Here is a 14,628-nt window from a genome sequence, read left to right on the forward strand (position 1 = left end):
TCGCTCCTTTAAAGCTCAATTTCTTAATACAGAGGGGGCTGTGCTCAGTCCTCAACGACTGCCAGGATATCACCCTGACGGACGATGGTGCACTCCTCACCGTCCACCTTGACCTCGGTGCCGGAATACTTGCTGGTGAGGACCTTGTCGCCGACCTTAACGGTCATCTTGACTTCCTTGCCGTCCACAATGCCGCCGGGGCCTACAGCGATGACCTCAGCCACCTGAGGCTTCTCCTTGGCACTGCCGGTCAGGATCAGGCCGCCCTTGGTGGTCTCCTCGACCTCAACAGTCTTGATAACAACACGGTCTGCAAGAGGAATGATCTTCATAGTTCTTGCCCTCCTATAATAAAATATAATTTAAACTTTGCCATGAACCGGAAGCCTCGTGTGCGCCCTTCCGATTGTTTAGCACTCCTTTTCTCTGAGTGCTAAGAGTATTGTACTCATCTTGACCCGAAAAATCAAGACTTTTTTTGCAATTCTTTATTAACAATTTGTGACGACTCGTTCAATCAACGTATCATCAGCAAAACCTGATTCAAAACCTTCCGGATCTCCTTTCTTTTTTCTGCAAAATAAAGGGCCGGAAACCCTGTTTTAAGGCTTCCGACCCTTTGACTGCTCAGGAGATCCTGAAGGCTGAATTTTTTCGCGTCCGGTCAGGTCGCACTCTGTTCGGACCGCTGCGCTGCAAAGCGCTCAAAAGCAGGCTTTGGCAGCAGAATACGGCCAGCCAGCGGCTGTACCTGCACAGTGATCTGCTCCTTGGGCACACACTCACCGTCTGCCGTAGCAACGATAGGCCCGCGGCCATCCACGGCGCGCAGAGAGACCTGCTTTGCCCGCCGGTAGATAAAGTACGGCTCTGCCGCCCTGACCAGCTGACCATTCCGGAAGTGCCCTCCGTTTTTGTACATTCCCAGAAGTTTTGCAATGGTCAAACGGCTCACCTTGCGGATGATATACACATCCAGCCAGCCGTCGTCCGGCTGGGCTTCCGGCGCTGCACAGAAACCACCGCCATAGGTGCGGCCATTGCAGACGGCACACATAAGGCAGTCCACTGTCAGGGTCTCGCCGTCAATGGTGTACTCTACTCTTCGGCCAATATGCCCGCACAGCTGTTCTACGATGGAAAGCGCATAGGCCGCTTCGCCGCCGCAGAGCGGGATGCGCCGGAACTTCGGGATACCGTAGGCGACCTGCGCATCCAGACCGGCAGCGCAGATGGTGGCCGAAAGACCGAGACTGGTCTGCATCAGGTCAATGGCGACCGGCCCGCCTGCAAGCTGGGCGTCCAGATCCAGAAATTCCGCTTTTGTGCCAAAAGTACGCAGGAAATCATTGCCGCTGCCATAGGGCAGGCAGCCTACAGCCGCATTTTCAAACCCATAGACGCCGGTGAGGGCTTCATTGAAGGTGCCATCGCCGCCTGCTGTATAGATGCGGAGCTGCTCCCCTGCCTGCCGGGCCTGTCGGGCTGCGGCATTGGCAAGCTCCCGGGCGTGGCCTGCGTGGGCAGTGAATCCGAATGGTATATTCTCCCATGGCAAGACCGGCCCGCGCCGCGGCCGCATCGATCTGCCGCGGCAGAGCACGGGTACAGTCTGCCTTGCCGGCAGCGGGGTTCAAAAGAAATAAAGTGCGCATGAACTTCCTCCTGCAATTCTGTTTTTCAGATACACCCTGATTCTATGATAACAGAAAACCAGCAGGTTGCAAGATGCATTTTTACTTGGCAGGACGGCGGGGAAGCCACTACTGTCCAATTTTTACATGGTTACGGTTTCATCCTCCCGCAGGATGATAGAGCCATCAGCCGAGCAGTCCGCTGTCCAATGCTGGCCGGTATTGGCTGTGCCGGAGGCAATGCGGTCTGCAAGGGCTTGCTCTACTGCCCTGTCCACGGCGCGGCGCAGTTCCCGGGCACCATAGGCTGACCGCGCCTTTGCCGCCAGTGCCCTGCCCACCTGAGGCGTATGGTGCAGCTGATAGCCACTGTCTGCTGCACGCTGTTCCAGCTGGCAGAGCAGTTTTTCCGCAATGGCGCACAGGCTGTCATCTGCCAGCGGACGGAACACGATCATTTCATCCAGACGGCCTGCCAGTTCTGGCCGGAACCACTTTTTCGCTTCCTCAACGGCCTGCGCCGACTGCTTTTCAAATACGGCTTCACTGCCCGCAGCAAAGCCCAGCGGAGCGCTCTGACCCGCCAGAAAGCGCGCGCCAAGGTTGGATGTGAGCAGCACAATGGTGTTGCGGAAATCTGCTTTTCGCCCCATGGCATCGGTGAGCTGCCCATCCTCCAGGATCTGCAGCAGGATGTTCTGGATATCCGGGTGGGCTTTTTCGATCTCATCAAACAGGACCACGCTGTATGGGCGGCGGCGCACGGCCTCGGTAAGCTGCCCGCCCTCATCATGGCCCAGATAGCCCGGCGGGGCACCCAGCAGCCGGGCAGCGGTGTGCTGCTCCTGATATTCCGACATGTCAAACTTGAGCAGTGCCTTTTCGCTGCCGAACCAGCTGACGGCCAGCGCCCTGGCAAGGGCTGTTTTGCCAACGCCGGTGGGGCCAAGGAACAGCATGGCTCCTATGGGCCTTCCCGGTTCCCCAAGGCCGGTACGGCTGCGACGGATGGCCCCTGCCACGGCAGCGACTGCGCGGCTCTGCCCGACGATCTCCTCGTTCAGGCGCTGTTCCAGCTTTTCCAGCCGTTCCCGTTCCTGCTCTCCAACGCGCTCTGTGGGCACGCCGCTGGCCTGTGCCACCACATGGGCGATATCATCCGGGGTCAGCACGGGCTGGGGCTGCTTTTCCCGTTCCGCACGGATGCGTGCCGCTGCGCATGCTTCATCCACAAGGTCGATGGCCTTATCCGGCAGAAAACGCCCCGGCAGATACCGCACCGAGAGTTCCACTGCCGCCTGCAGGGTCTCCTGCGGAAGCTTTACGTTGTGATAGCGTTCGTAGCGCGGGGCCAGACCGCTGAGGATATCGACGGCCTGTGCAGGCGTAGGCTCCTCCACCTGCACCTTGCCGAAACGGCGTTCCAATGCAGCATCCTTCTGGATATGGGTGCGGAATTCCTCGGTAGTAGTGGCACCGATCATCTGCAATTCTCCACGTGCCAGTACCGGCTTTAAAATGCTGGCTGCATCAATGGCACCTTCCGCTGCACCGGCACCTACAATGGTATGGAATTCGTCCACGAACAGGATGGCACTGCCGTCCCGGACCAGTTCTTCCAGCAGGTTTTTGAATCGCTCTTCAAAATCGCCGCGGTATTTTGTGCCTGCCACAAGGCTGGCCATATCCAGTGCCAAAAGACGGCGCCCCTTGAGCGCGCGCGGCACGCGGTCCCCGGCAATGCGCTGGGCAAGACCCTCCGCCAACGCCGTCTTGCCAACGCCCGGTTCCCCCACCAGACAGGGGTTGTTTTTCTGGCGGCGGCATAAGACTCTACCATGCGGTCCAGCTCCGCCTCCCGGCAGAACACCGGGTCCAGTTCCCGTTCTGCGGCGCGGCGGGTCAGATCACGGCAGTATTTATCACTGGCCCGGCTGCCGCGTGGTGCACCGGCTGCCGCCCGTGTCTGGTATGGCAGGACGAATTGCCCGGACAACTGGCGGCATTCTCTCACAGCCTCTGTGAGCTGCAGCCCCATGGACGCCAGCAGCACGCCTGCCGTGCAGCCATCATCCTCCAGCATCGCGCAGAGCAAGTGTTCCGGTTCAGCACGGTTCAGGTGAGCGTTCTGCGCCCCGATGATGGCATAGTCCATGGTGCGTCTGAGATCCGGTGCAAGGTCATGGCGGTCCAGATGCAGAGCCGGGGCGCGGCGGGTCTGAGCCAGTTGACGGCGCACTTCCGGCTCACAGATCTGTTTGCCTGCCAGAAACCGCGCTGCTGCGCCCTGATCCTGCTGCAGGATCGCCAGCAGCAGATGGCTGGTATCTGCCTTTTCGCAGCCCAGATTCCCGGCAAGCTCCACTGCACTGCGCAGCAGTCTGTCCGCCTCATGCGAAAAGCCCTTGTAACCGCCAAAGCCCATTTTTTCCCAGATGCTCATTTGCCTGCTCCTTGCTGAAAAATTCGTTTGCATAAGAAGTATAGTCCCAAAGCACCGAAAAAAATCAGTCGTTTGTGTCGGGATGGGAAAAGCAAAGAGGAGATACCGGTGTGGCATCTCCTCTTTGGCAGATCATGTTCAGTTCATTTCAGCCAGAGCCTTTTTCAGGTTCTTTGCGATCTGATCCGGGCAGCTGGTGCTGCGGAAGCCGCATTTCACATTCTCAAAGCGTTCGATGACCTGTTCGGCCTTCATGCCGCGAACGATGCTGCAGATGCCCTTCAGGTTGCCATTGCAGCCGCCGATGACTTCCATGCTCTCAATGGTGTGGTCATCGTTCAGTACAAAGTTGGTCTGCTTGGAGCAGGTGCCGCTGTTCAGGAAGCTGAATTCCTTGCTCATAGTTCAAAATCCTCTCTTTTTGACAGACATTCCGACGGTATTCGTCTTCATTTATTATAGGCCGGTCTGTTGGAATGTCAATGTGACCTGCTGCACGGTCATACATCGATCCCACGGCGCTGGTGGGCCAGTTCCAGAATACGGGCGATCTGATCCTCCTCTGTGGTGCAGGTGCCCACCGGGTGCGGCACCTTGTGGTTAGCTCCGTGGAAGTCGGTGCCGCCCGTGTGGATAAGGCCGTACTGCTCGCACAGCGCCGCACACTCAGCCTTGTCCTCCGGGCTGTTGCGGGGATGCTCCACCTCGATGCCGTCGATCATTCCCTCTTTGGCAAGCTGGCGTACCAGCGGCATGCTTTTGTAAACGGTCGGGTGCGCAAACACCACCACCGCACCGGCTGCCTTGGCTGTGGCAAGCACCTCCTGCACCGAAGGATACTTTACCTGATGCAGTACCACGCCGCGCGGCTCCCAGCCAAAAAGGTAACTGTACAGCCTGCCATATACGGCATCGCACAGGCCCAGCTGATGCAGTGCCTCCATAATGCCGCTTTTGAACAGTACACCGCTGTCTTTTGCGTATTCCAGTGCCTGTTCCGTGCGGAACTGCGGATACAGCGCTTCGATCTCCTTTGCGCTTTGCAGACCGCACTCGTTGCGGCGCTGGCGCAGGATGTCGCAGTGCTCCCTCAGCTCCCGGCTTTCCGGGTCCGGGTAATAGCACAACAGGTGCACCCGGTGATGATGCTCATGGTCGTAGCCGGTGAGCTCAGCCGCCGGGAGCAGATGCACCCCGTCCTGCACCGGGTGCTCATAGCAGTAATTCACACTGAGCAGGGTATCGTGGTCGGAAATGGCCATGGTGTCCAGACCCGCCCGCGCCGCCATGAGCGGCAGACGGTGGATGGGCACCGAGCCATCGGAACAGGTAGAATGATTGTGAAGATCGCCGGGCATAGAAATTGAAACCTCCATGAAAACCCCCTCAGCCGCCTGCGGCGTCAGCTCCCCCGAGGGGGGCTTTTCTTTTGCCAAATGCTTTTTATCCGCAAAAGCTGCCGTGCTCCGTTCCGCTAAAAAGCTCTCCCTTTCGGGAGAGCTGGCATTGCGAAGCAATGACTGAGAGGATCTTTATTAGTTCTTATAGAAATTGATCAGGCAGCCATCTGCCAGGATCTTGCGCTCATCGGCGGTCAGCGGGGCCATGTACAGGCTGAGCTCCTTGACGGAATCGCCCAGCACATAGGCCTTGATGTCCTGCAGATCGCCCTTGAGAGCTTCGCGGACGTTGGGGATGAACACATAATCGCCCAGACCGAAGGGCGTTGCGCCCACCAGCTGCAGCGGCAGCATACCCCAGTTGATGAGGTTGGAGCGGTAGCGCTTGGTGGCATACTCGGTGACGATGTTGGCCCCGGCACCCAGCACGCGCTGACAGCTGGCAGCCTGCTCACGGGCAGAACCATCGCCGGGCTTGACGGCAAAGATGGTGGATGCGATCTGCACATCATCCCATGTCAGGGCCTCGCAGCCGGGCACTTTGTGCAGCTGCGCCAGCACCTCAGCGCTGCCCTCACCTGCACGGCGGGCCTTTTCCTCAGCCTGCACAGCCTTGGCGCGGCCCACATACTCCGGGTCCTTGCGGCTGAGGGTGAACTCTGCCAGACCCAGCGGATTGGAGCGGAAGGACGAGGTCTCGCCGGAGGGGATGAGCTCGTCCGTGGTGGTAACAGGATCGGTGATGTAGGAAGCTACCTTCAGCAGCAGATTCTCGCCCAGCGGTGCAATCTCGGGCCAGTCCTTGATGTTGGGGCCCAGCTTGAGCAGTGCATCGTAATCGCCTTTGCCAAAGCCCTGATACACGCGGGTATTGTAGCTGGAAGGATCGTACTGATACTCAGGCACAGTGGGATCATAATCAATGTCGGTGGCCGGGGTCAGGATGCCGCCGTTGGCCGTGGTAGCTGCAATGCTGCGGGCATCCATCAATGCTACGCCGGAAAGCTGGCCGTTGCCAGGCTTGGAGCCCTCACGGCTGGGGAAGTTGCGGGTGGTATGGCGGATGGACAGCGCGCCGTTTGCGGGCACATCGCCTGCGCCGAAGCAGGGACCACAGAAAGCCGTGCGGATGGTTGCACCGCTTGCCATCAGGTCGCTGATCACGCCGGTGCGCACCAACTCCATCATGATCGGCTGGCTGCCGGGGTACACGCTGAGTGCGTAGTCGCCGCAGCCGCCGGTATGGCCCTTGAGGATGGAGGCTGCCTCATAAATGCTGTCGTAAAGGCCGCCTGCACAGCCTGCAATGACGCCCTGATCCACACGCAGCTTTCCGTTCTCAATCTTGCTGCACAGGTCAAGGCTGACGTCCTTGCGGCCGATGAGCTTCTGCACATCCTGTTCGCAGGCGTGGAGGATATCCTCAAGGTTTGCGTTCAGTTCTTCAATGGTGAATGCATTGGAGGGGTGCATGGGCAGTGCGATCATCGGGCGGATCGCAGACAGATCCACTTCCACCACGCCGTCATAGTAGGCCAGATCCGCCGGGGCCAGCTTTTTATAGTCGGCAGCGCGGCCGTGCACAGCAAGGAAGCGATGGGTGGTCTCGTCTGTCTCCCAGATGGAGGACAGGCAGGTGGTCTCGGTGGTCATCGCATCGATGGCATTGCGGGTATCCTGACGCAGGGACGCAATGCCGGGGCCGACGAACTCCATGACCTTGTTCTTGACGTAGCCGCTCTTGAACAGCTTGCCCACCAGTGCGATTGCCACATCGTGGGGGCCGCAGCCTGCGGGCAGAGAACCGGTGAGGTAGATTGCCACGACGCCCGGGCGGGCAACATCATAGGTGCGGCCCAGCAGCTGCTTTGCCAGCTCGCCGCCGCCCTCGCCAATAGCCATGGTGCCCAAAGCGCCATAGCGGGTGTGGGAGTCGGAGCCCAGAATCATTTTGCCGCAGCCCGCAAACTTTTCGCGCATGTACTGATGGATGACTGCAAGGTGCGGGGGCACAAAGATGCCGCCGTACTTTTTAGCAGCGGACAGTCCAAAGCGGTGGTCATCCTCGTTGATAGTGCCGCCCACAGCACACAGGCTGTTGTGGCAGTTGGTAAGCACATACGGAATGGGGAATTTCTCCAGACCGGATGCGCGGGCCGTCTGGATAATGCCAACAAAGGTGATGTCATGGCTGGCCATGGCATCAAACTTGATCTTCAGGTTATCGGCATCGCCGCTGGTGTTATGGGCCTGCAGAATGCTGTAAGCCATGGTACCGGTCTTTGCATTTGCAACGGCTGCTGCATCAAAGCCTTTTGCGGTCAGCGCGGCAGATGCATTGCCGTCTGCCGGCACCCACTCCCCGCGGGCATAGTATGCACCGCCGGTGCTGCACTTGATCATATCCAACATCTCGATTCGCCTCTCTTTTTGATTTTCCCGCCCGCCCTCTGTTGCGGGCACTGCCCCGGCAGAACGGTACACCGTCTGATCTGCCCTATCCTGCCGCACTGCCAAAGCAGGCGGCGACGGCCCCAAAGCCGTGTTTGAATATTATTATAGCATGAAACGCCGGAAAGAAAAAGCACTTTTTTCAAATGAACTGTGAAGGGAGGATGAAGAGACGGACTCTGCGCCACTCTCTCCCCTCGTCCGGCACAAAAGAAACAAGCCCGAACTGCCGCAAAACAGCCCCTGCAAAAAATGAGACAGGCTTTCCCGAAAAGGATCGCCTGTCTCGTTGTCAGGTATTTTCATCCCGAAGCATTGCCAGAAATTCTGCCTCGGTCAGAACGGGGATCCCGAGTGTCTGTGCCTTCGTCAGCTTGGAGCCCGCCGCAGCACCCGCCACAACGTAAGCCGTCTTTTTGGAGACGGAGCCGCTGGCCTTGCCGCCATTTTTCACGATCAGAGCCTCGGCTTCGTTGCGGGAAAGCGATTCCAGCGTACCCGTGACCACCAGCGTTTTGCCTGCCAGCTTATCGCCTTTCGGCTCGCCCTTCCACTGCATGTTCAAGCCGGCATCTGCCAAGCGGTGCACAAGATCGGTGGTGCCTTCTTTTGCAAAAAATTCTACTACGCTTTGTGCCATCACGCCGCCAAATCCGTCAATCTCGCTGATCTTCTCCACGGTGGCTTCCCGGAGGGCCTGCAATGTTCCAAAATGCTCCGCCAGCAGAGCTGCTGCCTTGTCACCAATGTTGCGGATGCCAAAACCGAACAAAAGCTTATCCAGATTATTCTGCTTGGAGCGTTCGATCGCGCTCAAAAGATTCTCAGCACTTTTCTCCTTGAATTTGTCCAGCGTCAAAAGCTGTTCCCGGGTCAGAGTGTAGATATCCGCAGCAGAATGCACCATATCCTTTTCCACCAGCTGAGTGGCAACAGCCGTACCAAGGCCCTCAATATCCATAGCATCCCGGGATGCAAAGTGGATGATATTGCGCAGCGCCTGTGCCGGACATTCGGGGTTCACACAGCGCAGAGCCGCTTCATCTTCCAGATGAACGACCGGTGCGCCGCAGGAAGGACAGACGGTTGGCATTTCGTAGGGCTGCGCATCCTCTGCATGGCGGGTGACACCGATCACTTCCGGGATGATATCACCAGCCTTGCGCACCTGAATGGTATCGCCGATGCAAAGACCAAACTGATGGATAAAATCTTCATTGTGCAGCGTTGCGCGGGCAACCGTGGTACCTGCCAGAAATACGGGATCAAAGCAGGCAGTCGGCGTCAACACACCGGTGCGGCCCACTGCGACCTCAATGCTGCGCAGCGTAGTTTCTTTGACCTCCGGCGGATACTTGAAAGCGATCGCCCAGCGCGGAAATTTGTTGGTGGAGCCCATCAAATCACGCTGTGCAAAACTGTTCACTTTTATAACAGCACCATCCATATCAAAGTCCAGCTTTGCACGGTTCTGCCCGATCTGCTCGATCTCTGCAATGGCCTGCTCAATATCATGCACCACATGATAACGCGGCGACACCGGCAACCCCAGACTCTTGAGATAGTCCAGACTTTCCGAATGCTTTGTGAGAGTTTTGCCGCGGATCTGCTGCACATTAAAAATAAAAATAGAAAGCCCCCGGCTGCCGGTTATTTGGGCATCCTTCTGACGCAGGGAACCGGCAGCAGCATTGCGCGGATTTTTGAAAGGCGCAGCGCCCTGCAGCTCCTGCTCTGCGCAGAGCTTCTGGAACGCTCCGTGCGGCATATACACTTCACCGCGCACTTCCAGAAACTCTGGTGCATTCTTCAATTTTTGGGGAATGCTGCGAATGGCACGGACATTGGCTGTAACGTCTTCGCCTACTACGCCATCGCCGCGGGTGGAGGCACGAACCAGCTCACCATTCTCATATTCCAAGCTGCAGGAAAGACCATCGATCTTGATCTCGACCACATACTCCGGCTCTGCGCCTGCTTCGCGCACACGGCGGTCAAAGTCGCGCAGTTCATCATACGAAAAAGCATCCAGAAGGCTCTCCATTTTGACCGTGTGGGTCACCTTTGGCAGTTTGCTGCTGGCGGTACCGCCCACCTTCTGCGTGGGAGACGATGCCGTTACCAGCTGTGGAAACTGTGCTTCCAGCGCTTTCAGCTCCCGGGTCAGGGCATCATACTCAAAATCTTCCAGTTCCGGCGCATCCTGATCATAATAAAGACGATTATTTTTTTCAATGATCGTTCGCAGCTCTTCCACGCGCTGCTTTGCCTGTTCCAACTCCAAAAAATCCACTCTCCCGCTCTCCGACTTTTCCTGCGCTGCATTCCAGACTTGTTGGCTGGACGATGCTGCAGCACAGGCTCAATTTTTATTAGTATACCACATTTTTCCGCCCTCTGCAAAGGAATACGGTTTGTATAGATCATTTATCCATCACAGTTGAAATCGGTTTCATTTTACTTTTTTGGTTGATTTATAATCAATCAGGTGGAGATACTCTTTGTTGAATAGCGTAAATTTAATACGCATTATCGCATTATTTTTGCTGAATCTTTCATTGGATTTCCAGCAATTGCAAGAGACTTTCTCGGTCAAATCTGCAATGGAGGATGTGAGCACACTCCTCCGTTCACGCCATAAAAAAGAGCTGCCCTCCCGATCCCTCGAGAGAACAGCTCCATGGTATTGACTTTATGCACCTTTCTTTGCATTCCGCTTGATAATCCGTATGACGCTTTTTACCAGCACTGTTTTTGTATGTAACACTTGCGGCGCTTCCAGTGCTAATGATTGTGTCAGGTCTCCACCGGTTTTCACGGTGCGATTTTCTCGCCTTGTCCAGCAGGCTCTCTTTCTCATTTGTTGCAGCACCAGCATGGCTGCTCTTGCTCCTCCGGTACGAAGCATACTCTTCTGCCGAGTAAAAGTAGTGGTAAACGTTCTTTCCGTCCCTGTTGCCCACCAGCTCGCGGGCATAGTACCGGTGGTCGTCCCGCTCGGCACCTTTCTGGCCGTGCGCAAGGTATTCCCAGTAATCCATTTTGAAAAAACTCCTCCTTTTCTTTTTCTGTGTTTTTCCGGCCATCAACAACTTTCTTTTACAGCCGGTTGCTTTTATCCACGGTTCCGTGCTATACTGGCTTTAACAGCTTTTGTTTGTAAGGAAAGGAATGAAAAACATGGCAACGATCACCTGTCCTGAATGCGGTAAAAAGCTCCATATCACAGATTCCAGACGTGATTTTGCGTTCTGCGAGTATTGCGGTACCAAAATCGAAATTGCGCCTTTTGTCCGCAATGCGGCAGAACATTCCGAGCCTGCGGAACCAGCGGAAAAAAGAGATTGCGGACATACTGCCGCAGATGTCGCATATCGCCTCGTCGATGCTTTCGCTTCTCCATTTGAAGAGCGGCGTACCAAAAAGCGTGCCGAGGAAGAACGCAAACGGCGTGAGGCAGAAGCAGCCGAGCGCAAAAAACAGGAGCAGCAGGCACGCGAAGAAGCCGACGCCCGTGCCTATGCAGAATACCGTTCTGCTCAGAACGAAAAATACGCCCGTCAGGTTGGCAAGTCTGTCGCCAAAGCCATCAACTATTACAGAGCTAATACCCAAAAATGCCTCATTGCCGGCGGTCTTGTTCTGGTTCTTCTAATTTCGGCGGGTGTCTCTTCGTCAAACAGCAAACAGCATGCACAGGAACAGGCAGCTCATAGTGCCGAGCTTGCCAGACTGGAAGAGGAGCGTGTTGCCAATTCCCACCTTGCAATGGGTGAAGTTATGATGCCTGTCATCTCGGATTACAGTGATTACCGCAATGTTGTCAAGCAGCTGAAAGATGCCGGCTTTATCAATGTTACAGCCGAAGGCAAAGGCGACATGATCCTCGGGATTTTTGAAACCGAGAACGACGTTATTGAAATCACGGTCGATGGCGCCCCGGACTTCAAAGAAGAGACATGGTATCCCATGGACATTCCCATCGTCATTTTGTACCACAGCTTCTATTCTTCCAGTAGCTCATCTGATTCTTCTCAGGAAACCGCAGTTGCAGAAACCACTGAAGAAGAACTCTGCTACGGAGCCGAAAGTTCCGAGTACAGCGAGTGCTATTGGGTCATGCCTTCTTCTGGTATCGTCCGCTATTTCCTCAAAGCGCCGGACTCCTACGCTGCAGGCATCACTGGTCGCATCACGTCGGGCAATGCAAAAAGCGGCTATAAAGTCCACTTCAACTACCTCAACGGCTGGGATGAAACAATTACTGTAACGGACGATGGCCTCCAGGTTACCCGTTCTGATGGCACTGATGGCTCTTATACCATTCCACGCACTTCAGATTTCATTCAATCCTCCTACGACGGCCCCGTTTCCGATATCCCCGAGGGCGTCGACATGAACCAATATGTTGAGGAACAGATGGCTGCATATGGGATCGAAGCATCTTCGGATACAACCGAACAGAGTTCCTCAACTGCTTCTAAATCCACTTCCGGTGAAGAAGATACAGCTCTCGGCTATGTCATGAACACGGGAAGTTATCGTGTTTATTACTACATTGACTTTGCGAACCATGAGGTTTACTATTTTGCCCACGGAAACGGCGACGAAACAGCCATGAGAGCTAAAATTGTTTCTGGCAGTTTCAAAGACGGCATTACTATTCATTTTAGTTATGACCGTGGTTGGGACGAGCAAATCAGTTTTTCTAAATATGACATGAGTTTAACTGACGGAAATGGCTATACTTATTCGTTCAGCAAAGCTCCAGCAGGAGCTGTCAAGCAAATTCTCAGCACCAAAACTGTAATCAAGTAATCGCTCAAACGCATCCCGGTTCACCTTGTAACTTACATACGCATCCATCATAGCGGCAACCGCATCGATCTTCTGGTCATACCTCTGTTTCAGAAGCTTGCGGTTGCCGTTTGTGTCTTCCAGCGTAATGCAGTTGCCCATGGCAAATTGCATTAGCGCTTCGTCAAACAACAGCTTCCTCTGTTCGCTCAGCTTCTTCAGCTCACCCAGCGGCACGCTCTCGGTCTTTGCGCCCTGTATCACCTTTTCAATGCCGTACTCGCCGTTCTCTCTGGCCCACCGCTCCACAAAGTCCTTTGCATTATTGTAGGGATTGTAGCCAAAGCACCGCACATCGTACCGGCTTTGCTCAATAAAGGCGTCAAGGTCGTCGTAAACTTCCATCATGTCCAGCACGGTGCCTTCCATCACGGCCAGCGTCCCCTCCCGCATGAACTCGTCATATTTCTGGCGCATGGACTGCGGCAGCTTCGAGAGGGTGCAGCCAAGAAAGCGGAGATGGACGAATATGCTCTCAAGCGAATCGTTGGTCATAAAATCGATGACCTTACTGAGCGTGTTTACACTAGGCGTACCGTCGAATGGCTCATCAGCGAGCTTGATAAGATCCCCTGATGTTCTAGCACCAATCCAGCACCGGGTCGAAATATTACAATTCGAGCCACGGTTTCTTCCATATATTTCTATTTATGGTTATGCACTTTTCATTCACAATTTTTCTTTTTTAAAATGCAGAAAACTCCAGTCAGTTCATGTATTTTTTGCGTCAAAACGTAAAAAAGAGCTACCCTCTCGATCCCTCGAGAGAACAGCTCCATGGTATTGACTTTATAAATATCAGATAGAAATGGTGTTGCACACGTCCAACAGCACCGGGTCAAGCGTCTTGGTCATTTCAAGGGCTTCATCCACCGGATAGTCCACCAGCTTTTCGCCTTTCATGCCAACGATACGGTTATACTTGCCCTGCTCCAGCAGACAGACAGCGTGATAGCCCATTGCAGACGCATTCACGCGGTCACGCAGGGTGGGAGAACCACCGCGCTGGACATGACCCAGAATCGTTGCACGGGAATCAATGCCGGTACGGGCCTGGATCTCGTTTGCGATCTCCTGCGCATGGCCGACGCCCTCGGCCACGATGATGATGAAATGACGCTTGCCGGTCTTCTGGGTCTCTGCGATCTTATCCAGAATATCGCGCTGCATGTCGAACTCTTTCTCCGGCAGCAGAACAGCCATAGCACCGGAAGCGATGGCCACGTTCAGTGCAATATAACCGGCATTGCGGCCCATGACCTCGACCACACTGCAGCGGTCATGGCTCTGGGTGGTGTCGCGCAGCTTATCGATCATTTCCAGCGCGGTATTCATCGCAGTATCGTAGCCGATGGTATAATCCGTGCAGGAAATATCGTTATCGATGGTGCCGGGCAGGCCGATCATCGGGATGCCGCGGTGGGCCAGCTCACGAGCGCCGCGGTAAGAACCATCACCGCCAATGACCACCAGGGCATCGATCCCCAGCTCGCGGCATTTCTCGGCACCCTTGTCCTGACCTTCCTTGGTCTTGAACTCCAGGCAGCGGGCAGTGTAAAGGATCGTACCGCCTGCAGAAATGATGTTCGAGACACTGCGCAGGTTCATTTCAAAGCATTCACCGTTCAGCAGGCCGTTATAGCCGCGCTGAATGCCGATCATACGGTAACCCTTATGCAGGCCGGTACGGACTACGGCGCGCACAGCAGCGTTCATGCCGGGAGCATCACCGCCGCTTGTCAACACACCAATCGTTTTGATCTGCTTTTCCATACGAGAGATTCCCTCCAATTTTGTCTTCATTTACCCAGTAATATCACAGCGCTCTCCATTTCAACGCTGC

Annotated in this window: 11 protein-coding genes and 1 pseudogene; 1 reads left to right on the top strand and 11 read right to left on the bottom strand. The window is 55.4% G+C overall.

The features are described 5' to 3' along the window. Positions 1 to 44 precede the first annotated feature (44 nt). From ACKXF7_RS12285 to ACKXF7_RS12325, 9 genes and pseudogenes are all read right to left on the bottom strand, one after another. Positions 45 to 332 carry a co-chaperone GroES gene (locus ACKXF7_RS12285; RefSeq protein WP_249236594.1) on the bottom strand — a complete coding sequence of 96 codons (288 nt, stop codon included), beginning with the start codon at positions 330 to 332 and terminating at the stop codon, positions 45 to 47. A gap of 332 nt (positions 333 to 664) precedes the next feature. After that, positions 665 to 1,558 (bottom strand): diacylglycerol/lipid kinase family protein, encoded by an 894-nt coding sequence (locus ACKXF7_RS12290; protein ID WP_423741452.1) that lies wholly within the window; start codon positions 1,556 to 1,558, stop codon positions 665 to 667. A 219-nt stretch (positions 1,559 to 1,777) separates the two neighbouring features. After that, positions 1,778 to 3,430 (bottom strand): AAA family ATPase, encoded by a 1,653-nt coding sequence (locus ACKXF7_RS12295; protein ID WP_423741453.1) that lies wholly within the window; start codon positions 3,428 to 3,430, stop codon positions 1,778 to 1,780. 485 nt (positions 3,431 to 3,915) lie between these two features. Further along, positions 3,916 to 4,194 (bottom strand): annotated as a pseudogene (locus ACKXF7_RS12300) (hypothetical protein); the annotation flags it as partial. A 21-nt stretch (positions 4,195 to 4,215) separates the two neighbouring features. Continuing rightward, entirely contained in the window at positions 4,216 to 4,479 is a 264-nt protein-coding gene (locus tag ACKXF7_RS12305) for a TIGR03905 family TSCPD domain-containing protein (protein ID WP_423741454.1), read from the bottom strand. A gap of 98 nt (positions 4,480 to 4,577) precedes the next feature. Then, the gene (locus ACKXF7_RS12310; RefSeq protein WP_249236590.1) at positions 4,578 to 5,435 is read right to left on the bottom strand and encodes a PHP domain-containing protein; all 858 of its coding nucleotides are present in this window, start codon (positions 5,433 to 5,435) and stop codon (positions 4,578 to 4,580) included. A gap of 177 nt (positions 5,436 to 5,612) precedes the next feature. Continuing rightward, positions 5,613 to 7,880 (bottom strand): hydratase, encoded by a 2,268-nt coding sequence (locus tag ACKXF7_RS12315; protein ID WP_423742633.1) that lies wholly within the window; start codon positions 7,878 to 7,880, stop codon positions 5,613 to 5,615. A gap of 340 nt (positions 7,881 to 8,220) precedes the next feature. Then, complete coding sequence (gene ligA, locus ACKXF7_RS12320) at positions 8,221 to 10,221, bottom strand: NAD-dependent DNA ligase LigA (RefSeq protein WP_423741455.1); 2,001 nt, start codon at positions 10,219 to 10,221, stop codon at positions 8,221 to 8,223. Positions 10,222 to 10,558: 337 nt separating this feature from the next. Further along, on the bottom strand, positions 10,559 to 10,969 hold the full coding sequence (locus tag ACKXF7_RS12325; protein ID WP_423741456.1) for a hypothetical protein: 411 nt from the start codon (positions 10,967 to 10,969) through the stop codon (positions 10,559 to 10,561). 139 nt (positions 10,970 to 11,108) lie between these two features. Between ACKXF7_RS12325 and ACKXF7_RS12330 the strand changes: the two genes are divergently transcribed. Beyond that, the gene (locus tag ACKXF7_RS12330; RefSeq protein WP_348583533.1) at positions 11,109 to 12,746 is read left to right on the top strand and encodes a hypothetical protein; all 1,638 of its coding nucleotides are present in this window, start codon (positions 11,109 to 11,111) and stop codon (positions 12,744 to 12,746) included. Here ACKXF7_RS12330 and ACKXF7_RS12335 read toward each other — a convergent pair. Continuing rightward, positions 12,654 to 13,280, bottom strand: coding sequence for a terminase TerL endonuclease subunit (locus ACKXF7_RS12335; protein ID WP_423741457.1), 627 nt, complete (start codon positions 13,278 to 13,280; stop codon positions 12,654 to 12,656). The two genes, ACKXF7_RS12330 and ACKXF7_RS12335, sit on opposite strands and share 93 nt — an antisense overlap. Before the next feature lie 303 nt (positions 13,281 to 13,583). Next, positions 13,584 to 14,558, bottom strand: a complete 975-nt coding sequence (gene pfkA, locus ACKXF7_RS12340; protein WP_249236585.1) for a 6-phosphofructokinase — start codon at positions 14,556 to 14,558, stop codon at positions 13,584 to 13,586. Between the last annotated feature and the right edge of the window lie 70 nt (positions 14,559 to 14,628).

Source organism: Faecalibacterium sp. 7 (assembly GCF_049562865.1).
GTDB lineage: Bacteria > Bacillota > Clostridia > Oscillospirales > Ruminococcaceae > Faecalibacterium > Faecalibacterium wellingii.

What these genes read in the sequence shown, in the direction of transcription:
- ACKXF7_RS12285 (WP_249236594.1), bottom strand. Translation starts at nt 332, where the DNA reads ATGAAGATCATTCCTCTTGCAGACCGTGTTGTTATCAAGACTGTTGAG.
- ACKXF7_RS12305 (WP_423741454.1), bottom strand. Translation starts at nt 4,479, where the DNA reads ATGAGCAAGGAATTCAGCTTCCTGAACAGCGGCACCTGCTCCAAGCAG.
- ACKXF7_RS12310 (WP_249236590.1), bottom strand. Translation starts at nt 5,435, where the DNA reads ATGCCCGGCGATCTTCACAATCATTCTACCTGTTCCGATGGCTCGGTG.
- ACKXF7_RS12315 (WP_423742633.1), bottom strand. Translation starts at nt 7,880, where the DNA reads ATGATCAAGTGCAGCACCGGCGGTGCATACTATGCCCGCGGGGAGTGG.
- ACKXF7_RS12325 (WP_423741456.1), bottom strand. Translation starts at nt 10,969, where the DNA reads ATGGATTACTGGGAATACCTTGCGCACGGCCAGAAAGGTGCCGAGCGG.
- ACKXF7_RS12330 (WP_348583533.1), top strand. Translation starts at nt 11,109, where the DNA reads ATGGCAACGATCACCTGTCCTGAATGCGGTAAAAAGCTCCATATCACA.
- ACKXF7_RS12335 (WP_423741457.1), bottom strand. Translation starts at nt 13,280, where the DNA reads ATGACCAACGATTCGCTTGAGAGCATATTCGTCCATCTCCGCTTTCTT.
- pfkA (WP_249236585.1), bottom strand. Translation starts at nt 14,558, where the DNA reads ATGGAAAAGCAGATCAAAACGATTGGTGTGTTGACAAGCGGCGGTGAT.